Source organism: Leisingera sp. ABM4_060 (genome assembly GCF_056158765.1).
The window spans coordinates 2,357,901-2,378,624 of the sequence record NZ_JBSWTX010000001.1 but is presented as its reverse complement, the minus strand read 5'-3'; the positions used below and the strand labels follow the sequence as shown (position 1 = coordinate 2,378,624).

At 62.2% G+C, this 20,724-nt stretch carries 16 protein-coding genes and 1 riboswitch; of the genes, 11 read left to right on the top strand and 5 right to left on the bottom strand.

Annotated elements, in window-relative coordinates; translation table 11 throughout:
* Window positions 1–21 precede the first annotated feature (21 nt).
* Window positions 22–615: a hypothetical protein gene (locus tag ACXAEH_RS11490; protein ID WP_475032912.1), complete on the bottom strand. Its 594-nt coding sequence runs from the start codon at window positions 613–615 to the stop codon at window positions 22–24.
* Window positions 616–718: 103 nt separating this feature from the next.
* Here ACXAEH_RS11490 and ACXAEH_RS11485 point away from each other — a divergent pair, with 103 nt between their 5' ends.
* From ACXAEH_RS11485 to glmS, 4 genes are all read left to right on the top strand, one after another.
* Window positions 719–1,891, top strand: coding sequence for an IS5 family transposase (locus ACXAEH_RS11485; protein WP_475030626.1), 1,173 nt, complete (start codon window positions 719–721; stop codon window positions 1,889–1,891).
* A 197-nt stretch (window positions 1,892–2,088) separates the two neighbouring features.
* Window positions 2,089–2,292: a hypothetical protein gene (locus ACXAEH_RS11480; RefSeq protein WP_475032910.1), complete on the top strand. Its 204-nt coding sequence runs from the start codon at window positions 2,089–2,091 to the stop codon at window positions 2,290–2,292.
* 687 nt (window positions 2,293–2,979) lie between these two features.
* Entirely contained in the window at window positions 2,980–5,154 is a 2,175-nt protein-coding gene (locus ACXAEH_RS11475; RefSeq protein ID WP_475032909.1) for a M10 family metallopeptidase C-terminal domain-containing protein, read from the top strand.
* A 394-nt stretch (window positions 5,155–5,548) separates the two neighbouring features.
* Window positions 5,549–6,070, top strand: coding sequence for a methylaspartate mutase subunit S (glmS, locus tag ACXAEH_RS11470; protein WP_475032908.1), 522 nt, complete (start codon window positions 5,549–5,551; stop codon window positions 6,068–6,070).
* 26 nt (window positions 6,071–6,096) lie between these two features.
* On the opposite strand, the gene ACXAEH_RS11465 is transcribed toward glmS, so the two are convergent.
* Both ACXAEH_RS11465 and ACXAEH_RS11460 read right to left on the bottom strand, forming a co-directional pair.
* Window positions 6,097–7,041: a LysR family transcriptional regulator gene (locus tag ACXAEH_RS11465; protein ID WP_475032906.1), complete on the bottom strand. Its 945-nt coding sequence runs from the start codon at window positions 7,039–7,041 to the stop codon at window positions 6,097–6,099.
* A 28-nt stretch (window positions 7,042–7,069) separates the two neighbouring features.
* Complete coding sequence (locus ACXAEH_RS11460; protein WP_475032904.1) at window positions 7,070–7,774, bottom strand: UTRA domain-containing protein; 705 nt, start codon at window positions 7,772–7,774, stop codon at window positions 7,070–7,072.
* 244 nt (window positions 7,775–8,018) lie between these two features.
* Here ACXAEH_RS11460 and ACXAEH_RS11455 point away from each other — a divergent pair, with 244 nt between their 5' ends.
* Window positions 8,019–9,542 carry an HAL/PAL/TAL family ammonia-lyase gene (locus tag ACXAEH_RS11455; RefSeq protein WP_475032902.1) on the top strand — a complete coding sequence of 508 codons (1,524 nt, stop codon included), beginning with the start codon at window positions 8,019–8,021 and terminating at the stop codon, window positions 9,540–9,542.
* A gap of 72 nt (window positions 9,543–9,614) precedes the next feature.
* Here the strand turns inward: ACXAEH_RS11455 and ACXAEH_RS11450 are convergent, their stop codons facing one another.
* The gene (locus ACXAEH_RS11450; RefSeq protein WP_475032900.1) at window positions 9,615–14,057 is read right to left on the bottom strand and encodes a LamG-like jellyroll fold domain-containing protein; all 4,443 of its coding nucleotides are present in this window, start codon (window positions 14,055–14,057) and stop codon (window positions 9,615–9,617) included.
* A 380-nt stretch (window positions 14,058–14,437) separates the two neighbouring features.
* Window positions 14,438–15,880, bottom strand: coding sequence for an NCS1 family nucleobase:cation symporter-1 (locus ACXAEH_RS11445; protein WP_475032899.1), 1,443 nt, complete (start codon window positions 15,878–15,880; stop codon window positions 14,438–14,440).
* Window positions 15,881–16,060: 180 nt separating this feature from the next.
* On the opposite strand from ACXAEH_RS11445, the gene ACXAEH_RS11440 reads away from it, so the two are divergent.
* The 6 genes from ACXAEH_RS11440 to ACXAEH_RS11415 all read left to right on the top strand — a co-directional run bounded on the left by ACXAEH_RS11440 (window position 16,061) and on the right by ACXAEH_RS11415 (window position 20,709).
* Entirely contained in the window at window positions 16,061–16,717 is a 657-nt protein-coding gene (locus tag ACXAEH_RS11440; RefSeq protein WP_475032897.1) for a GntR family transcriptional regulator, read from the top strand.
* A gap of 39 nt (window positions 16,718–16,756) precedes the next feature.
* Window positions 16,757–16,974, top strand: a riboswitch (cobalamin riboswitch).
* Window positions 16,975–17,076: 102 nt separating this feature from the next.
* A complete protein-coding gene (locus ACXAEH_RS11435; RefSeq protein ID WP_475032895.1) occupies window positions 17,077–17,433 on the top strand; it encodes a DUF1636 family protein in 357 nt (118 codons plus the stop codon).
* Entirely contained in the window at window positions 17,430–18,212 is a 783-nt protein-coding gene (locus tag ACXAEH_RS11430; RefSeq protein WP_475032894.1) for an ABC transporter ATP-binding protein, read from the top strand. Before ACXAEH_RS11435 ends, ACXAEH_RS11430 begins: the two co-directional genes overlap by 4 nt.
* Before the next feature lie 16 nt (window positions 18,213–18,228).
* The gene (locus tag ACXAEH_RS11425) at window positions 18,229–19,173 is read left to right on the top strand and encodes an ABC transporter substrate-binding protein (RefSeq protein ID WP_475032892.1); all 945 of its coding nucleotides are present in this window, start codon (window positions 18,229–18,231) and stop codon (window positions 19,171–19,173) included.
* Window position 19,174: 1 nt separating this feature from the next.
* Complete coding sequence (locus ACXAEH_RS11420; RefSeq protein WP_475032890.1) at window positions 19,175–20,188, top strand: FecCD family ABC transporter permease; 1,014 nt, start codon at window positions 19,175–19,177, stop codon at window positions 20,186–20,188.
* A gap of 68 nt (window positions 20,189–20,256) precedes the next feature.
* Entirely contained in the window at window positions 20,257–20,709 is a 453-nt protein-coding gene (locus ACXAEH_RS11415; protein ID WP_475032888.1) for a MarR family winged helix-turn-helix transcriptional regulator, read from the top strand.
* Window positions 20,710–20,724 lie beyond the last annotated feature (15 nt).

The window sequence follows — 20,724 nt, the reverse complement described above, 5'->3', positions numbered from 1 at the left end:
TATGCCCATTCCTCTTTGACCTTAGCGGGGCACAAAGGCGTTTTCGCCAGGACGCATATCATTGGTGATGCGGTCCCGTACATATTTCGGCACCGTTTTTGAATCCAAATCAATGTTGCCGCAGCCCTTTAGAGCGTTGCGCAGATCAATCTCCTGCCCCAGGAAATTATAGACGACCCGATAACAATGGATATCGCGAACAGAGTCCGTAGCGATCCCCATCGTCAGGCCAGACAAAAACTTAGAGGCTCTCAAGTCCGTCGCATAAACGACGGTTTGCCAGATGCGATCGCCGATCGGGCGTTCTCTTTCATAGATGAAAAGCCGTTCAGCATTGTACAGCGCAACGCCATCATATTTTTTAACAATGGCGGCCCCATCGCTGTCATCGGGAAACCGCTCAATATTTTTTGTCAATATGGCCCCTTTGTGCTCATAAATGGAAATCAAGGAGCGAACCATTTTGTTGGGGTTCGTTCCCATAACGAAATGAGAATAGTAGTACCCGATGAATTTCTCGACCGACCTTCGCGTGGCCGCATCATACTGAAAGCCAGCTGAAAAGTAGTCTTGCGAGGGATGCCGGACCTTTGGCACCGGTGGGCGCACGGCCACGAGTTCGTGGAATTCACCCTTAGCAGGCTGCTGAAGAAGTCGGCTCTCGACGCGGCCTGAGGAACATGATTCACCCTCAGCACAATTTCGGCGGGGGTTGGTGATGCGCGGGACGGACGAAGCGAGCGGATCGCTTTTCAGCTATGTCGATCTGGAAGAGCGCATCCCAGCACGGCACCCTCTCCGCAAGATCAGGCAGGTGGTCAACGACGCGCTGGCCAGTCTGGATGCCGATTTCGAGGCGGTCTACACCGATTTCGGCCGCCCCTCGATCCCGCCGGAACGGCTGATCCGGGCCAGCCTGCTGCAGATCCTGTTCTCAATCCGCTCCGAGCGGCAGTTGATGGAACAGATGCAGTATAATCTGCTGTTCCGCTGGTTCGTGGGCCTCGGGATCGACGATCCGGTATGGGTGCCGACGGTGTTCACCAAGAACCGCGACCGGCTGCTGACGGCCGACATGTCGCGCAAGGTGATGGCGGCTATCCTGGCGCATCGCGAGGTCGCGCCGCTCCTGTCGGACGACCACTTCTCGGTCGATGGCACGCTCATAAAGGCCTGGGCATCGATGAAGAGTTTCCAGCCGAAGTCGGCGGGCACGCCGCCCGGCGATGATAGGCCGGATGACCCGCCCGCGACATCCATTGCCCCTGCCGCACAACCCGCCCAGACCGAACCCGAGACCGCTCCAATGCCCCGCTACAGCCGCCGCACCCGAAATCCCGAGGTCAACTTCAAGGGCGAGAAGCGTTCGAATGCGACCCATGCCTCGGTCACCGACCCGGACGCACGGCTCTATAAGAAATCCCCTGGCACAGGTGCGGTGCTGTGCTTCATGGGGCATGCGCTGATGGAGAACCGGCACGGGCTGGTTGTGCAAGGCGACCTAACCCACGCTGACGGCCGCGCCGAGCGAAAGGCTGCGCTGGACATGCTGCACCGCCACTCCCCCGGATCGACCCGGCGGCTGACCTTGGGAGCCGACAAGGGATACGATGCGGCCGAATTCGTCGCAGATCTCCGCCAGGCCTGCGTCACCCCGCACGTCGCCAGGAAGGCGCGGCATTCAGCAATCGACGGTCGCACAACCCGGCACAAAGGCTATGCCCTGTCCCAGAAGCACCGCAAACGGATCGAGGAGGCGTTTGGCTGGGCCAAGACCGTTGGCGGCATGTCCCAGACCGTCTATCGCGGCGCCGAACGGGTGCAGTCGCGCTTCATCCTGACGCTCGCAGCCGGAAATCTCGCCCGGCTGCCCCGGTTGCTGGCGGAATGAGGCTGGAGGGGGGGACGCAGGCCTGCTTCCAGCCACCCAATCCGGAAGACCGATGAGAGAACTCATTCCACCACGGAGAACAGCGTCCCACTGGCCTGACTAATTCAGCGGCCTGTTAAAGCGGGAAGCCGGGCGCGACGTCGAGGTGATGTGGCTGGATCCGGCAGGAGATCCAGCACCAGCAGGACACGGAACGTGTGCCGAAAGAAGTTTCAGACCACCGGATCTCCCTGACCGGTCCCGGTCCCGAGATCTTGGGCAACTGGAGCAAGGGCATGTATGCGAAGGTCGGCTTCACCTATGACGCAGTTGCGGATGCCTATCGGTGTCCCGCTGGCAAGGCGCGGGCATTTCGATACACGACCGAGGCCGGCGGCCTGTTTAACGGCATGCATGGCTGAATGAGCAGAAATCCTGCCTTGATGGCGCTCCGCGGGCCGGGTGCCGGGCACCTGCATGGCATGATTTTGCCGTGGATGGATGATACCCGTTATCGGATGCGGCGGTTAGGAAGGTTGGCCGGAGGGGTTTGCACCGCTGCAAGGCTTCGCGGACGGCGGCGGCTTTGCGGAAGATGTGGGGACCAGTGATGGGCTGTCTTTGGCGGACCAGGCATATGTCCGCTATTGGCAATTGTGCGGTTCAGATCGAAACGGACTTGCCATGCAGGAAGCTCCCGCACAGGGTTTTCGTTGCGCGTGGCATCAGTGAGCTTCTCCCGCTTCTCTCAACAGACTGTTTCCTTACCCTCAAACCGGCGCGGGAATATCTGATTAATCCGGCGTTTCATGCCTTTATCTTGTCCTGTCTTGTGCTTTACAGGCTGCAGTTCCCTCCCGTAGTAAAATTCAGCCTTGAAAAAGTCTTAAAAAATAATTTACCCCCTTGATTGAGGGCGCATGTGCCTCGCTACTTTTGATTGTTTGAATGGTTTTGCGTTTACCAATTCCGAAAGCTGGTCAACCGGATGAATTTTCATGTGTCTAGATTGCATTGAACGCTCCGCAGCCAATGACTCCGGTAACATAGACGCCGCCAGGATCGTCGAAGTCTCGGACGCGGGTCATGGCACCTGGACCTCTTACCGGATGGCTCCTGGCGACACATTTCAGGGAAATCTTTCAAGCAGCGGTGACCGGGACTGGGTCGCCATCACCCTTACCGAAGGTCAAACCTACACGATTGATCTGTCCGGCTCGGGCAGCGGTATCGGCACGCTGAGCGATCCCTATCTCCGGTTGCACTCTGCCAGTGGAAGCCAAGTTGCCTATAACGACGACAGCGGGCCGGGATTGGATTCCTCCCTGACCTACACTGCTCCCTCATCCGGAACCTTTTACATCAGCGCTGGTGCGTACATTGACCGCAGCACCGGCAGCTATACGATTTCTGTATCTGAGCCGGCGGCACCAGGCACATTGGATGAGTTGGCAGATTACCTAACGCATGGCTATTGGCAGGACAGCGGCCGGTCAGCCAGACGCTTTGACGTTTCGAGTGATAACATCATCACAGTGAACTTGTCCGATCTGACCGAAGATGGCGCCAGGCTGGCCCGCTGGGCCTTGGAAGCCTGGGAGTTGGTGGCCGGGATAGAGTTCTCCGAAACCTCTAGCAGCGCTGATATAACCTTTGATGATGATCGCTCCGGCGCCTATGCGTCGTCCTCGGTGTCCGGGGGCCGTATCCTGTCCTCCGAAATCAACATCAGCACCAGTTGGCTTTCGACCTATGGCACCAGCATCGACAGCTATTCCTTCCAGACCTACATCCACGAAATTGGGCACGCTTTGGGCTTGGGCCATCAGGGCAACTATAATGGCACGGCTACCTACGGCCGCAGCGAGACATTTGCCAACGATAGCTGGCAGATGTCGATCATGTCTTATTTCGATCAGCAAGATAACACCTCTGTCGATGCAAGCCGGGCCTACCTGCTCACCCCGATGATGGCTGACGTCCTGGCAATCCAGAATCTCTATGGCGGGCCGGGTGCCAATAGCGCGACCGCAGGGGATACGACTTGGGGCGGCGGCAGCAATTTGCCCGGCGTACTGGGGGACAACAGCAGGACCGCCCGCCATTTCGAGGGCAGGTCTGTTGCTCTCACCGTTGCTGACCAGGGCGGTACAGATACACTGAATTTTGCGCGTTACTCTGCCAATTCCCGGATCGACTTGCGCGAAGGCCGGCTCTCGGATGTTGGCGGGCTCACCGGCAATGTCGGCATCGCCCGCGGAACTGTTGTGGAGAACCTGATTTCAGGCAGTGGCAAAGACCAGGTCATGGGCAATGCGGCAGGCAACTACATCCGCACTCAAGGCGGCAACGACCGAATTAGTGGCCGGGCCGGAAAAGACACCATACGCAGCGGCTCCGGAGACGACAGGGTTGATGGCAATACCGGAAACGACCACCTTAGCGGTCAAGATGGTAACGATAGTGTTACAGGCGGTGACGGTAACGACAAAATCTTTGGCGGCCAAGGCTTCGACTTGCTGAGCGGAAACCTGGGCAACGACACGCTGCAGGGCGGTTCCGGATCTGACACGCTGACCGGGCACCGCGGCAACGATCACCTCAGTGGCCAGGGGGGCTATGACACTCTGGTTGGCGGAAAAGGCCATGACACGATCTACGGCGGCAAAGGCAACGATGAGGTGACCGGGGGCGACGGCAAAGACAAGCTTTACGGTGCCTATGGTGCGGATACCCTGGACGGCGGTGATAGTGCAGACACCCTGGACGGAGGGGAGGGCGATGACGCTCTCGACGGCGGCAATGGCGAAGACCATCTCTTTGGCGGTGCCCACATGGACACGCTTTACGGGCACCGCGGCAATGATCATCTCAGCGGTCAAGACGACGGCGATATTTTGTTTGGCGGCCGGGGCAGGGATACTGTCTATGGTGGCCAGGGCAACGATGAACTGAAGGGCGGCAGCGGCAGCGACAAACTCTATGGCGGCGATCAATCAGACTCGCTGGACGGCGGTACCGGAAACGACGTGCTAGGTGGAGGTGCCGGTGCGGATCTCTTTATCTTCAAGAAAGGCTTTGCCTCCGATCAGATCGTCGATTTCGGCAACGGTAGTGATACATTGGCGCTGGGCGGCTTCGGGTTTTCTTCCGCAAAAGTGGCCATAGAAAGCCATGCACAAGAAGTTGGAGAGAATGTGGTCTTTGACTTTGGAGGGGGGGATGTTCTGACCCTGCTCGACCTGCAACTTTCAGACTTGACGGGTAATATCAGCGTTATCTGACTGCTGGCACTGCTGGCACTGCTGGTTGCGGAGACAGGGCAACCACGCCAGTTGGCTCTGTGTCACAGGCGGTTTCAATTCCGCAAATCACACTACCAAGCGAGGTTCCGAAACCAAGCTTTACCTGGAAGTATTTGCCATCATCTGGCGGCAGCCAATCCGCGGGGCTTCCGGCGGCCGTGCCTGCTCTGCCTGCGGCCTGTCACGCCAGTTTAAAACTGTTTTCTGCCACTCTGCCTTTGAAGAAACCCCAAGGGCGGAGAGAGGCGTTAAGGAAAATAGGTAACTTTCACTTATTAATTACGGTATACAAGTGAATTCAATTGAATGAATCACCTCTCCCGAACAACCGTGCATGAACAGCACTTGCATTCACGCAAAAAGGGGCGTGACCATGTTCGGTCAGCATGAGGCATTCAAGGCAGTTCTTGGCGTCAGCGGCGCGGACTGCCCAATTCTTGGCAGCAGCATCATCCGTCAGCGGCTGGAGCAAAACGGAGTACAGGTCACCGGCCCGGCGGTCACTGAGGACCACCAGGCGCTGGTTGCGGCAGCCAAGTCAACCGCGGCGGATGCGATCCTGATCTCCTGCAGCTACGGGCAAGGTGAAACGGCCTGCCGCGGCCTGCGGGCGCTGTGCGAGGCAAGCGGGCTGAAGGGGATCACCTTGTATGCGGGCGGTAATTTGATGGCCGCCGATCCGGGCTTTGCAGAGGTGGAGCGGACCTTCCGGGCAATCGGCTTCGACCGGGTATTCCCACCGCTGGTGTCGCTGGCTCTGGTGGCCGAGCAATTGAAAGAGGACATCCGCCGCAAGCGCAGATCCCTGAAGGGACGCATTGCCGGCCCCGCGCGGTTCCCCAATCCGGCTACCCCTGCGGGGCTGAACCTGGCCTTTGCCCATATGTACGGCTGACCTGCGCCGCTGACCGGGGCAGGGGGTTAAAGCGCAAAGGGGCTTCCGGCAAAGAAGCCCTGCATGAACCGTGGCCCCGTGCGGCGCACGAACTCGCGGAACTGCAGCGCCGCCCGGCCCAGCCGGATCCCCCGGGGGTGCAGGATGTACCATTCGCGGTTTTCGGGCATGCCTTCGGCGTCCAGCACGCACAACTTCCCGGCTGCATATTCCAGTGCAATGGTATGGGCTGACAGAAACGCCAGCCCGAGGTCCGCCATCACGGCCTGTTTGATATTGGCGTTGCTGTCCATTTCCTGCGCCCTTGGCAGGCTGAGTTCGGCTTCGGTGAAAAAATGGTCATGCACCATGCGGGTGCCGGATCCTTCCTCCCGCGCCAGAAACCGGTGCGGCACCAGATCCGCCCGGGTAATCCGGCTGGAGCGGGCCAGTGGGTGATCCGGGTGGCTGACCAGCACATAAGGGTGTTTGGCAAAGGCAAAGGCCTCGACTTCGAACCGCCGCGGCGTCCGCCCCATGATGGCCAGATCCACCTGGCGGCTTTCCAGCATATCCAGTACACCCTTGCGGTTGGCGATCTGCATCTCGACCTTGACGCCGGGCCAAGCCGATTGGAAGTCCCGCAACAGCTGCGGCCCGAAATGCCGCGAAGTCGACACCATTGCCACCCGCACGCTGTTGTCGCGAGCCTCTTGTTTGGCACTGATTTCTTCTGCCGCCTGCTGCAAGGTGGCCCGGATGGTTTCGGCAAACGGCTGCAACTGGTGTGCCGCTTCGGTGGACCGGATACTGCGGCCTTCCTTTTCGAACAGCTTCACCCCCAGCGCTTCCCCCAGCTTGCTCATCTGCATTGAGACCGCGGGAGGGGACATGCCCAGATGCTCCGCCGCCTGGACAAAGCTCTGGTGTTCCAGCGCAGAAAGGAAGATTTGCAACTGCCGGATGGTTATGCCGGAGGCGGGTTCGGACATGGCTGGGCGGATCCTCGGAATGCGCGGATTACAGATGTGTGGTCATCTTGTATCCCGGCGCAAAGAACAGTTTGGCCAGCGTCACCGGCTGGCCGCGCAGCCAGGTGATCCGCTCGGCGGTGAACACGGGGTCGCCTGCGGGTGCGTCCAGGAACTCCCCCACAGTCTGATCCGCCTTGGTAGCCATGAAACTCAGCTCCAGATTGGTAAAGGGCACTTTCTGCACCAGCCAGTCGTTGGGGCCGGACTGCGAGAAATCCGCCTCAAGAACCTCGGGAATGCTGTCCGGGATTACCCAGCGGACCTCGTATTGAAAGGGGGCATTGTCCGCATAATGCATGCATCTGACGTGCAGCACCTGCTGGTCCTGCGGCAGGTCGAGGCGGGCCGACAGCCAGGCGGGCGCGGCCTGCAGCTCCCGTTCCACCAGCGCATAGCGGTAGACGGCGCCGGTCCCGGCGATCTCGTCGCGCACCAGCGGGATCGAGAACTGGGCCTTGCGCACCGGCGCATTCAGAACCCGGGTGCCGGCTTTGCGCTTGCGTTCCAGAAATCCTTCCTCGGCCAGTTCCCGCAACGCCCGGTTCACCGTGGTGCGGGTGCTGGAGAATTCTTCGGCCAGTTCGGTTTCGCTTGGCAGCAGGCTGTCCGGCGCCCAGATCCGGGTCTGAATCCGGTCGAGCACGACCTGCTTGATGTCCCGGTAGCTCATGTTCGCGCGCGGCGCCGCCATGCTGTCTCTCATCCTCAATAAAGAATTTTATTGCATTTAAATATACACATAATGCTTCAGCAGGGAAGCCGCATCTGAAACGGACGGGCAGGTGCTGATCGGGCGCCGGTAGGCGCAGACTATTGTATATTTGTGTAGACATTAGTGGGCTTCAAGTTTAATGGACACTTGTGAACAGTTGTGGGCGGAATACAGTAGGCCTTTCCGGCCGTCACCATTTTCCGCCTGAGACGGGAGTTTCAATATGCCGTTTGATCCCTCGGTTGCGCCGGGCCGGCCCCTGCTGGAACCGGTGCTGCTGGATAAGCCGCTTTCCCCGGAACACGTTGTTGCGGTTGCCCGCGGAGCGCAGCTCAAGCTGTCTGAAGCCGCAATTCAGCGCATCCGCTATGCCCGGCAGATCGTCGAGGGTCTGGTGGCAGGCAGCATACGCGGCTATGGCATCAATACTGGCGTCGGGGCGCTGTGCGATGTGATCATCAGTCACGAGGATCAGTCGGCGCTGTCCCGCAACATCCTGTTCAGCCATGCCTGCGGTGTGGGCGAACCGCTGGAGGCCGAAGGGGTGCGGGCCATTATGGCGACGCAGATCAACAACTTCGCGCTGGGCAAGTCCGGCATCTCCTGGCAGGCGGTCGAGACCCTGCTGGCGCTGCTCAACGCGGGGGTGGCACCGGTTGTGCCGTCACGCGGCTCGGTCGGCTATCTGACCCATACCGCCGCCATCGGGCTGGTGCTGATCGGCGCTGGCGAAGCGCTGCAAGGAGACGAGCGGATCTCCGGAGCAGAAGCGTTGCGGCGCCTGGGCCGCCAGCCGCTGGTACTGGGAGCCAAAGAGGGGCTGAGCCTGGTCAACGGCACGGTCTGCGGCACCGGCCTGGCCGCGCTGGCCCATGCAAGGCTGCGCGATCTGGTGGAATGGGGCGATGCGGCCGGCGCTTTTACCTATGAGGTTCTGGCACGGCAAGAAATGACTTTCCACGGCAGCAGACAGACCTTCCGCGACACTTCCGGCGTGCGCGGCACCGCCGAGAACATGCAGCGCTGGCTGGAGGGCATGAATGCCCCGGATGCCGGCAGTTTCAGCACTCAGGATCCGCTCAGCCTGCGGGCCATCCCGCAGGTCCACGGCGCCATCCGTGACGAATTGGACCAGATCGGCGAGATCCTGACCCAGGAGCTGCGCTATGTCTCCGACAACCCCGCCGTGGCCGGCACGCCCGACGCTCCGGAGGTCTACAGCCAGGCCAATGCCGTTGGCGCGTCTGTTGGTTTTGCCGGCGACCGCCTGGCGATGATCGCTGCACAGCTGGGCGCCATTGCCGAACGCAGGGTTGACCGTCTGGTCAACCCGCTGGTCAGCGGCTTGCCCGCCTTTCTGGGGGCCGAAGCCGGGCGCGGCTCAGGTTTTATGATCGCGCAATATACTGCGGCGGGGCTCAAGGGCGAAAACCGGATGCTGGCCTTTCCGGCCTCACTGGCCGGCGGCGTCACCTCAGCGCTGCAGGAGGACATGCTGACCCATGCCACCCCGGCGGCGGAAAAGTCGCTGCGCATCATCCGCAATACAAGAATGATCCTGGCCATTGAACTGTTGTGCGGCGCCCAGGCGCGGGACCTGGCCCGCAAGCCCTGCGGCTCGCAACGCCTGCACGGGATTTACCAGGCGGTCCGGGACGTAGTGCCGCTTTATGCGGACGATCGGCCGTTGAGCCAGGACATGGAGCGTGTCAGCGCAATGCTGTCTGCACGCCAACCCGGTTGCTAGGCCGAAAGTCCATCAGGAAGTAACCCCCCCGGCGCCCAGCGGCACCGGGGGCAGGCAAGATTTGCCCTTCCGTCAGATCAGGTCGTCAAAGGCAACGGTCTGATCGGCAAAGACGAGCAGATCAATGTCCAGCAGCTGGTCGCGGCCCTCGTAGAACCCGTCGGCCCCGCCGCTGGCGGTGTCGGTGACGGTCAGGCGGGTGATGTTTCCGCCCCGGTTGGAGTCGTAATAGGTGTAGCTTTCAAAGCTGTAGTCCTCGTAGTTGCCGTCGAATACGGCCCGGTCCTTGGTTGACACCCCCGAGTTGTTCCAGGCGTGCCCGTACAGCCGGTCATCGCCGAGACCGCCATAAAGCCAGTCCTTGCCGCTGTCGCCATAGAGACTGTCGTCGCCGTCGCCGCCAAAGAGCGTGTCGTGGCCGAACCCTCCGGCGAGCAGGTCGGCGCCGTCCTGGCCGGACAAAGTATCGGTGCCATCGCCGCCATAAAGGCTGTCGTCACCGTTGTTGCCCCGCAGAAGGTCATCGTTGCCATAGCCCAGAATCCGGTCCGCGCCGCCTTTGCCGATCAGCGCATCGGCGCCGTCTGCCCCGCGGATCTCGTCCTGGCTCCTTGACCCGATCTGAATGTCCGCAGCCCGCACGGTGGTGTCCGTGAAGGCGGCGAATGCGTCATCCGGATCCAGGCTATGCGTTGTTCCGCCCTTGCTGATCTCGATTTCGCCGCCGTTGCGGTTGAACTGGAAATTGTCGATCCGGCTGTTGAAATAGGCATAGTCGCTGCGGGCACCGCTGCCGAACAGCTCTTCCGCGGCCAGCTCCTGATCAAAAACCGCCAGATCGCTGATTGTGCCGTCGAAATAGCTGTGGATCTTGTCCGTTCCGCCCGGCGTGTTGCTCCATCCCGAAGCCCCGGCAATCAATGCTTCCTTGTTGCCGGTCCAGTCAAACTCCAGTTTGGTGTCATAGGCAATCCGCGCGCCATTGAGGTAGATTTCCACCCCGCTGCTGCCGAAGTTCAGGCTGAAATCATATTCCTTGCCGGTCTCCACCGCATTGGCAGCGGTGAAGTAATAGGAATCCTCCCGGTCCTGAACGCGCACCGTCAGTTTTCCGGTCTCATCCAGATAGACCGACAGATGCCCGCCCTTGCCATTGCCGGAGGCATCCTTGGACAGCAGCGTCTGATAGCTGGACAGGCTGTCAGCCGTAAAACGGAACGCAATGGTGCCGCTGGACAGCTGCAGCTCTTTGTCATGGCCGAACACATATGCAGAGCGGTCTTCTGCTTCAAAGCTGTGGCTGCCGGTCATTGCAAACACGGGGGGTTCCGCAGTTTCCAGGTCCAGATCCCCGGCGTCTGGCAGGGCGTCTTTAGCGACTTTGATTTTGCCGGTGTTCTCGGAGACGCTCAGCGGGGCGATGGCCTCGTCCAGGCTGGCGATGCTGCTGACGATGCCATAAGCCGGGGCGGCGGTGTGCTCGATGTCCGACTGTTTCACCAGATCGCCGTAGACGGTGATCTTGCCCAGCCGGTCGTCGTTATGGGCGCCGCCGTTGCTGCCCTGGTCGGAGTAGAGCCGGATCACCGAATGGTCCATCACCCCGTCGCCGTTGCGGTCGCCATAAGTGATCGAGGCGATCTCGGTGGTGTGGCCCTCGATCACGATGCGGTCGCCCTCGGCGCGGCTGAAGTCCTGCACCACATCATTGCCGAGAATGTCGACCCAATGGTTGTGCAGCTTGTCGTTCTCGCCCGCCACCCCGTGCCAGTTGATGCTGCCGTCATCGCGGGTGTGCTTCTCGATATAGCGCTTTTTGGCGTTGATAAGGGTCTGGAAATAAAAGATGTCCGCGCCGCTGCCGCCGATCAGCAGGTCGTCCGCCGGCACCGGCTGGTCCGGGTAGAGCTTGCCGTTTGTCAGCTCGTTCAGCGGATCGCCCTCGTCGCGGTCTGGGTCGTACCAGATCGCGCCCTCGCGGCCGTCGGCGCGGCTGATCAAGAGGTCGTTGCCCTTGCCGCCTTTCAGCGTGTCCTCGCCGTGGCCGCCGTCCAGCACATCGGCGCCGTTGCCGCCCAGCAGGGTGTCGTTGCCGTAGCCGCCCTGCAGCACGTCTTCGCCGCCTTCGCCGCTGATCCTGTCATTGCCGCCGCCGCCGTTGATGCCGTCATCGCCGCCGCTGCCGGCCGCCTCATTGTCGCCGCTGCCGCGGCTGATCATGCTGAGGCTGCGGCTGAGGTGGCCGTGATGGCTGACGCCGTAATCCGCCAGGATGTCCAGGAAGGTGTCGCTGGCGCCGTGCAGCTGGCCGAAGGCCGGGGCCAGCTTTTCCATCGCCGCCGCCATTTCTGCAGCCGCTGCGGTGCCGGCTGCCCCGGCCAGCGCGATCTGCGCCTTTTCGTCCAGCTGGCGGTCGAAGATGCGGACATCGCCGATGCTGCCTTTGAACAGCGAATGGGCGTCATCGTCCTGATCGCTGCGCCAGGCCCGCGAGCCGCCGATCACCAGCGCGTTGCTGTTGCCGGCCAGGCCCTGCTTGAACTCAGGCTCCGCCGCCACCAGCGCGCCGTCGAGCCAGATCATCAGCCCGTCTTTGCCGAAGGACAGCGAGATGTGGTAGGTGGTATTGGCCGACAACACCAGATCCGGGACTTTCAGATATTCGGTCTCGCCGCCGCCGGACTGGGTGGCGACCAGGGTGCCGTCCTTGACCCAGAGCGTGAAGTCGCCATTGCCGGCGCCGCTGCCATCCTTGGACACCAGCGCCATGTCGCCCGGCAGGCGGTCCAGCGAAAAACTCAGCGATACCGTCGCCGCCTTCAGCGCAAGGCTGTCCAGATGGCCCGCGTTCAGGTAATCGCCGTCATTCCCGCTCAGCACATGCTGGCCAGGCAGGACAAACACCGGCGCCCGTACGCCAGGCACGGCAAAATCCCCGGCGTCTGGCAGGGCGTCTTTAGCGACTTTGATTTTGCCGGTGTTCTCGGAGACGCTCAGCGGGGCGATGGCCTCGTCCAGGCTGGCGATGCTGCTGACGATGCCATAAGCCGGGGCGGCGGTGTGCTCGATGTCCGACTGTTTCACCAGATCGCCGTAGACGGTGATCTTGCCCAGCCGGTCGTCGTTATGGGCGCCGCCGTTGCTGCCCTGGTCGGAGTAGAGCCGGATCACCGAATGGTCCATCACCCCGTCGCCGTTGCGGTCGCCATAAGTGATCGAGGCGATCTCGGTGGTGTGGCCCTCGATCACGATGCGGTCGCCCTCGGCGCGGCTGAAGTCCTGCACCACATCATTGCCGAGAATGTCGACCCAATGGTCGTGCAGCTTGTCGTTCTCGCCCGCCACCCCGTGCCAGTTGATGCTGCCGTCATCGCGGGTGTGCTTCTCGATATAGCGCTTTTTGGCGTTGATAAGGGTCTGGAAATAAAAGATGTCCGCGCCGCTGCCGCCGATCAGCAGGTCGTCCGCCGGCACCGGCTGGTCCGGGTAGAGCTTGCCGTTTGTCAGCTCGTTCAGCGGATCGCCCTCGTCGCGGTCCGGGTCGTACCAGATCGCGCCCTCGCGGCCGTCGGCGCGGCTGATCAAGAGGTCGTTGCCCTTGCCGCCTTTCAGCGTGTCCTCGCCGTGGCCGCCGTCCAGCACATCGGCGCCGTTGCCGCCCAGCAGGGTGTCGTTGCCGTAGCCGCCCTGCAGCACGTCTTCGCCGCCTTCGCCGCTGATCCTGTCATTGCCGCCGCCGCCGTTGATGCCGTCATCGCCGCCGCTGCCGGCCGCCTCATTGTCGCCGCTGCCGCGGCTGATCATGCTGAGGCTGCGGCTGAGGTGGCCGTGATGGCTGACGCCGTAATCCGCCAGGATGTCCAGGAAGGTGTCGCTGGCGCCGTGCAGCTGGCCGAAGGCCGGGGCCAGCTTTTCCATCGCCGCCGCCATTTCTGCAGCCGCTGCGGTGCCGGCTGCCCCGGCCAGCGCGATCTGCGCCTTTTCGTCCAGCTGGCGGTCGAAGATGCGGACATCGCCGATGCTGCCTTTGAACAGCGAATGGGCGTCATCGTCCTGATCGCTGCGCCAGGCCCGCGAGCCGCCGATCACCAGCGCGTTGCTGTTGCCGGCCAGGCCCTGCTTGAACTCAGGCTCCGCCGCCACCAGCGCGCCGTCGAGCCAGATCATCAGCCCGTCTTTGCCGAAGGACAGCGAGATGTGGTAGGTGGTATTGGCCGACAACACCAGATCCGGGACTTTCAGATATTCGGTCTCGCCGCCGCCGGACTGGGTGGCGACCAGGGTGCCGTCCTTGACCCAGAGCGTGAAGTCGCCATTGCCGGCGCCGCTGCCATCCTTGGACACCAGCGCCATGTCGCCCGGCAGGCGGTCCAGCGAAAAACTCAGCGATACCGTCGCCGCCTTCAGCGCAAGGCTGTTTGTATGGTCAATGCTGAGAATGTCTTCCTGTGCACCTGTCAACTGCCGGGTTTCCAATTGCGAAAACACCGGCTCCGGAAAAGATGTAGCGGCCACGCTTAGGGTCCTCCTTGCTATGGCTTTTGTTCTTGGGAAAGCTACTGCTCGACCACGAGTTTATCGTGGCCACACTTGGGCGATCCAAGTCTTTCCGTGGCGTAAGCGGGATCTTGCGCGTTCCCCCGTAACAAACTGAAATTACGGTTAATGCAGCTGCTGCCAGGCGCTGGCTTTGCGCGGATTGTGTCTGAATTGCGGCGAAATCCGGGCGCTGCGGCCGGAAATGTGCCGGCTGCCGCCGCAAGGCGCGCGATCCTGCGGCGAAAATGTGGCTGGGTGATTTGCCCCGGCCGCAGTCCCGGCCGCGAGCGCAGAAAGGCCGGTGAAGCGGAACCTTCACCGGCCTGAATTCAATGCTTCGGGTTGACGGGAAGCCGTCAGGTTTTGACCCGCCCCTTGGCCAGGGAGTGGTAGATTACACCCCCAAGCACGGCGCCGATCACCCAGCTGTAGCCGGACAGGAAGCCGAGTAACGGCACCCAGACGGTTGCGACCGAGAACACCGCTGCAAGCCCGAAAGCTTTGACCGCTGCTCCGTGCCAGCCATTGCCGTAGTGGTAGATGCCGCTCTCCATGTTATAGAGGTCATCCTCGCGCAGCTGTTCTTTGCGCAGCAGGTAGTAGTCCACGATCATGATGCCAAAGACCGGCGCCAGCGTCGCGCCCAGCGTATTGACAAAGCCGCTGATGCCGAACTGGCTGATGAAGCTGTTCCAGAACCCTCCGATCACCAGGGCAAAGAGCGACGTGATTAGGCCGGCTTTGCGGAAGCTGATCTTCTCAGGCGCCAGGCTGGCGATGCCGTTTACCGCGGGGATGAAATTGGCCACCAGGTTAATACCGACGGTAGCGGCAAAGAAGGTGATTGCCGCGATGATGCCTAGAACAACGCTGTCGGTGCGCTCGACGATCTCGGTCGGGTTGATGATCTCCTCGCCAAAGACCACGGCTGCGCCGCCGGTGGTCAGCAGCGCCAGCGCTGAAAACAGGATCATGTTGAACGGCAGCCCGGCCAGGTTGCCCAGGATCATTGCGGGCTTGTTCTTGGCATAACGCGAGAAGTCGCTGAAGTTGATCATCACGGCCGCGAAATAGGCGACCATGGTGCCGACAATGGCGACAAAGCCCTTGATCTCGGTCCAGACCGTGCCTTCGGGGTTGGCAAAGATGGTGGCGGTGGCCTCAAGCAGCTGCCCGTTCGAACGCTGCCACAGCACCACGACCAGGCCGATCATCACCAGATAGACAAAGGGGCCGGCAATGTTCAGGAAAGTCTCGACCCAGCCCATGCCGCGCCAGAAGATCACGATGTGAAAGCCCCAGACGATCACGAAGGACAGCCAATCGATGCCGGTGAGGCCAAGGATCTCGGCGCCGCCGCTGAGGCCGGTGATTGAGCGGATCAATAGCGCCAGTGCGGTGGAGGCGAAATAGACCTGCACCCCGTACCAGAACACCGCCACCGTCGCCCGCAGCACTGCCGGCAGCTTGGCGCCTTCAGTGCCCAGGCTGGCGCGGGCCAGAACAGGGTAGGGGATGCCGTATTTCTCGCCCGCGGCGCCGGACAGGTTCACCATCCACATCACAAACAGCCCGGCCGCAATCAGCGCGGCAAAGGCGGTCCAGCCGCCGACGCCGTAGGAAATGAACAGCGACGCTACCAGAGAATAGCCGAACAGCGACTGCACGTCATTGGCCCAGATATTGAAGATGGCGAACCAGCCCCAGGTTTTTTCGTCGCTGCCGACGGGGTTCAGCGCATTGCCCTCGGGGTCCATTGTCCCTCCGTGATGCACATGCATTTCATCAGTTGCGGTCATTGTTTCCTCCCTAAAGCCCCTTGGAAGGCATCTGTGAGGCCTGCTGCGGGCGGGCCGCCAACCTGTGCCGAAATTGAGCTTGCACCTAACATGTTACGAGGTATTCTATAAAATAGACTATAAAGAATTTCAGATAGCACCTTAAGGCAAGTGCGTGAAATGACGGCGGGAGAACAGGCAATGAGAAAGGCGCAGGACGTTCAGCTATTGGCGGATCAGGCTCAGGAAGCGCTGTGGGCTGCCCTGCGCAGCGGGGTGCTGCGGGCCGGGCAATTCCTGTCGATGCCGCAACTGGTGACGCTGCTGGACTACCCCCTGGCTGCGGTGCGCGAAGCCGTGAAACAGGCCAGCTCCCAGGGTCTTTTGATCACCCTGCCGAAACGCGGCATCCAGGTGATGGAGGCAAGCCCGGAGATCATCCGCGACTGTCTTGATTTCCGTATGGTGCTGGATCAGGAGGGCGCGCGGCGGCGGGTTGCAGATGGCAGTTATGACGGTCTGGCAGCGCTGAAGGAACGGCACCAGCAGATGCTGGAGGCCGCCCGTGTGAATGCCGGCAGCGATCTGCCGCCGCAGGCTATTCAGGTCGATCTGTCGCTGCATGATTTCCTGGCAGCGGGGCTGGAAAACGCTCAGCTTTCTGCGGCCTATAACGCCAACCGGATGCGCATTGCGATCATCCAGAACGCGCGCCCCTTCCTGCAGGTCCGTATCGTCTCGGCCATGGAAGAGCACCTGGCCGTGATCGAAGCCCTGGAAAGCCGCGATGCCCAGGCCGCAGCCGCAGCGATCCGCCGCCACTGCGATCAGACCCTGCGCTGGTGGGGCGTGGCATGAGGCCTGCCGTTTCCCGCGCTTGACACAGCCGAGACAGGGCTTTTACAAGGCAGTGATGGTTTTCCCCGGGGCCACTTCCGGGGAGATGAAAAGGGAACACGGTGAGGTGTAGCCATCAGGCGCCAATTCCGTGACTGCCCCCGCAACTGTGTGCGGAGAGCAATGCTGCCACAAGCCACTGCCCCAAAGAAGGGCGGGAAGGCGCAGCAAAGCCTCGACCCGCGAGTCAGGAGACCTGCCATCAGATGTTCAACCAACCCGGGGCGGGGCGTCCTGGAAGGAGGCTTCTATGGCACGTGTTTCCTGTGCCCTCATGACTGGCAGCTTCTCTCCGCGCACGCAGATTTGCGAGGCGGACCATGCTGGAATTTCGTGACCACACCATCCTGATCTGCGCCACCTGCAAGGGCGCGGTCGAGGCCAGCCGGCTGCGCGCGGCCCTCTCGGATCGCATCCCCGGGCGCTTTGCGCTGCGGGCCGTTGATTGCATGGCCGGATGCGGCCGGCCGGTGACGGTGGGCTTTCAGGCTGAGGGCAAAGCCCAATACCTCTTTGGCGGCATCCAGTCCCCGGCGGACACAGAAGCGCTGGCCCGCTTTGCGCACCAGTACCTGGCCAGCGAGACCGGCTGGACCAACGCCAGCGAACGCCCGGCCCAGTTGTATGATAAAACTTTGGCCAGGCTGCCGCGGATCAAGGCGGAGGCCGCGCCATGACCCAGCCTTTCCTCAGCGTGCGCGGGCTGGAATATTACGCGCTGAACGGCGATGCCCTTGTCAGCGGTGTCTCCTTCGATCTGGACAAGGGCGCCGTGCTTGCCATTGCCGGCCCGAACGGGGCAGGCAAGTCGACGCTGCTGAACCTCCTGTCCGGGATCGAGCCGCTGGCGCTTGGCGATGTGCTGGTCGGCGGGCAGAGCCTGCGGCAGATGAAGGCTGAGGACCGCGCCCGGCTGATTGCCGTCGTCAGCCAGCAATCCGCGCCTGACGGGCGGCTGCTGCTGCGCGACTATGTGGCGCTGGGCCAGATGCCGCTGGCCAGGGCGCGCTCCGCCGGGCAGGACGCTGATGCTCTGGCCCGCATTCTGGACCTCACCGGCCTTGCCCATAAGGCGGGCAAGCCAATGGCCCAGCTGTCGGGCGGCGAGCGCCAGCGCGCCCATATCGCCCGCGCCCTGGCGCAGGAGCCGGCCCTTCTGATCCTGGATGAACCCACCAACCACCTGGATCCGGATGCCAAGGGGCGGATGCTGTCGCTGGTCGCCTCGCTGGGGGTCACCGTGGTGATGGTGGTGCATGACCTGGTGATGATCCCCGAATTCGCCACTCATGCGGCGCTGATGAAGGCCACCCGCCTCACCGCCTTCGGCCCGGCTGCCGAGGTGCTGACACCGGAAAGCGTGCAGGACACCTTCGGGGTCAGCTACCTGCGCTTGCCCCACGAGGGGCGGATGATCCCCGCCCTCGATATCCGGAAATCCCAAATTCAATTCTGACTGATGGAGACGTGAAATGAAACTGATCTGGACGGCTGCCGTTGCAGCCAGCCTGGCCACCGGCGCCGCCGCCGGGGTGACGGTCGACAACTGCGGCGCACCGCTGGAGTTCGATACTGCACCGGAACGCCTGGTGGTGCATGACATCAACATGTCCGAAATGGCCTTTGCCCTGGGCCTGCAGGACAAAATGGTCGGCCTGACCGGCATCACCGGCTGGTACAAGACCAGCGCCGCGTTCGATGATGCCCGCGGTGATATCCCGGAACTGGCCCCCAAGTACCCAACTGTGGAAAACCTGGTCGCGGCCTCACCCGACCTGTTCTTTGCCGGCTGGTACTACGGCATGAAACCCGGCGGCGAGGTCACCCCCGACACGCTGGAGCCTTTCGGCATCAAGACCATGGTGCTGACCGAAAGCTGCGTGCATCTGGACAAGGAACGCCCGGTAGCCTCCATGGATCTGTTGTTCAACGACGTGCTGCGCCTGGGCCAGGTGATGCATGTCGCGGACAAGGCCGAGGCCCTGGTCTCCGGCTGGCAGCAGCAGCTGGCCACCATCGAAGCCAAGACCGCGGATCAGCACAAGCCCCGCGTCTTCCTGCTGGACGGCCCGGCAGATGCGCCTTTCACCGCGGGTAAATTCGCAATTCCGGATGCAATGATCTCGGCCGCGGGCGGCGAAAGCGTCACCCACGGGCTCGACACCAGCTGGGGCCGCACCTCCTGGGAGGCGGTTGCCGCCGCCAACCCTGAATTCCTGGTGCTGCTGGACTACCAGAACGGCAACGGCGCCGAGGACACCTTCAAGTTCCTGCAGGAGCACCCCGTGATGGCCCATACCGACGCGGTCAAGAACGCCCGCTGGGTCGGCCTGCGCTATGAGGAGCTGACACCGGGGCCGGCAAACATCGCTGCGATCGAAAAGATCGCCAGGGCCATGCACCCGGACCAGTTCTGATATGGGCCGTTTCGGCCTTTCGTTGACATTGGGGGCGGCCGTTCTGGCCGCCCTCCTTCTGCTGTCGGTGCTTTACGGCACCACGGATGTTCCGGTCTCCGAAGTTTTCACCGCAATCGTCTCGGGCCTTGGGTTCAGCGCTGCCGAGCCCGAACCGATGCACCGGATCATCTTTGATCTGCGCCTGCCGCGGGCGCTGTTTGCGGCGCTGATCGGTGCCGGGCTGGGGCTTGTCGGCGTGGTGCTGCAAACGACCACCCGCAACGACCTGGCCGACCCGTTCCTGTTTGGTCTCTCTTCCGGGGCAGCCGCCGGCGCAGTTCTGGTGATCACCGTCACCGGCGACGTGCTGGGGATCTGGACCCTGCCGCTGGCTGCCTTCTGCGGCGGCTTGGTGGCCTCTGCCATCGTGCTGGCACTGGTCCAATCCTTGCGCACCAGCGCTCCTGAGAAACTGATCCTGGCAGGGCTTGCCGTCTCTTTCCTGTTTGCAGCCATCACCAACTACCTGATCTTCTCCGGCGACAACCGTGCGGCCCATTCGGTGATCTTCTGGATGCTGGGCGGCTTGGGCCTTGCCCGCTGGGAAACCCTGCCGCTGGTCGCCGCAGGCCTGGGCCTGATCCTGGCCTATGCGCTGTGGCGCAGCCGCTGGCTGGATGCGCTGCTGGCGGGCGACATCACCGCCGCCAGCCTCGGCGTGCCGGTGAAATCCATGCGCTTCCGCATGTTTCTGGTTGCTGCGCTGTCAACCGCGGCCTTCGTCTCGGTTGCAGGCGTCATCGGCTTTGTCGGCCTGATGGTGCCCCATATCGCCCGCGGCCTGGCCGGTCCTCTGCACCGCCGCCTGCTGCCTTTGGCCGCCTTGACCGGCGCCATCCTGCTCACCGGCTCCGATATCCTCTCCCGCCTCCTGCTCGCCCCGCAGGAGCTGCCGGTGGGCATTGTGACAACCTCTGTCGGCTCTGCCTTCGTCTTCCTGCTGCTCTTGGGAACCCGCAGGCACGGCCGCTGACCGGCAATTCGGCCCTTGAAAATCTGGGCTGGCATTTCGCGACAATATAATTGACATTGTCAATTACTGTGACCGAATCCCGTTTCCGCCTTCACCACTCCCTGGGCTATCAGATCACCATGCTGGCCCGGGTGATCGAACGCCGCTTTGAGCAGCGCATCGCCGGCTACGGCCTCACCCGGCCGATGTGGTGCGTGCTGCTGGCGGCCGGCCTGGAAGGGCTGCATACGCCCTCAGAGATCGCTGCGTTCATCGGCATCGACCGCACCGCCACCTCCCGCACCCTCCGGCTGATGCAGGAGCGCGGTTTCATCCTCCGCAGCAGCGGCACTGGGGACGGGCGCTCGATCCGGGTGGAACTGACTGCAAAAGGCCAGACCTCCCTGGACGCGGTGCTGCCGATGGCGCAGGAAAACGCTGCCCATTTCGAGGCCAAACTTTCCGGGGCCGAGCTGCAAGAGTTGCGCCAGTCTGCCGCCAAGCTGCTGCAGGACGAGCCGCGCTCCGTCCCGAAACTGTAATCTGCAAAGGCCAGA

Coding starts and splice junctions, on each gene's coding strand:
- ACXAEH_RS11485 (WP_475030626.1), top strand. CDS start 719: ATGCGCGGGACGGACGAAGCGAGCGGATCGCTTTTCAGCTATGTCGAT.
- ACXAEH_RS11475 (WP_475032909.1), top strand. CDS start 2,980: ATGGCTCCTGGCGACACATTTCAGGGAAATCTTTCAAGCAGCGGTGAC.
- glmS (WP_475032908.1), top strand. CDS start 5,549: ATGTTCGGTCAGCATGAGGCATTCAAGGCAGTTCTTGGCGTCAGCGGC.
- ACXAEH_RS11465 (WP_475032906.1), bottom strand. CDS start 7,041: ATGTCCGAACCCGCCTCCGGCATAACCATCCGGCAGTTGCAAATCTTC.
- ACXAEH_RS11460 (WP_475032904.1), bottom strand. CDS start 7,774: ATGGCGGCGCCGCGCGCGAACATGAGCTACCGGGACATCAAGCAGGTC.
- ACXAEH_RS11455 (WP_475032902.1), top strand. CDS start 8,019: ATGCCGTTTGATCCCTCGGTTGCGCCGGGCCGGCCCCTGCTGGAACCG.
- ACXAEH_RS11445 (WP_475032899.1), bottom strand. CDS start 15,880: ATGACCGCAACTGATGAAATGCATGTGCATCACGGAGGGACAATGGAC.
- ACXAEH_RS11440 (WP_475032897.1), top strand. CDS start 16,061: ATGAGAAAGGCGCAGGACGTTCAGCTATTGGCGGATCAGGCTCAGGAA.
- ACXAEH_RS11435 (WP_475032895.1), top strand. CDS start 17,077: ATGCTGGAATTTCGTGACCACACCATCCTGATCTGCGCCACCTGCAAG.
- ACXAEH_RS11430 (WP_475032894.1), top strand. CDS start 17,430: ATGACCCAGCCTTTCCTCAGCGTGCGCGGGCTGGAATATTACGCGCTG.
- ACXAEH_RS11425 (WP_475032892.1), top strand. CDS start 18,229: ATGAAACTGATCTGGACGGCTGCCGTTGCAGCCAGCCTGGCCACCGGC.
- ACXAEH_RS11420 (WP_475032890.1), top strand. CDS start 19,175: ATGGGCCGTTTCGGCCTTTCGTTGACATTGGGGGCGGCCGTTCTGGCC.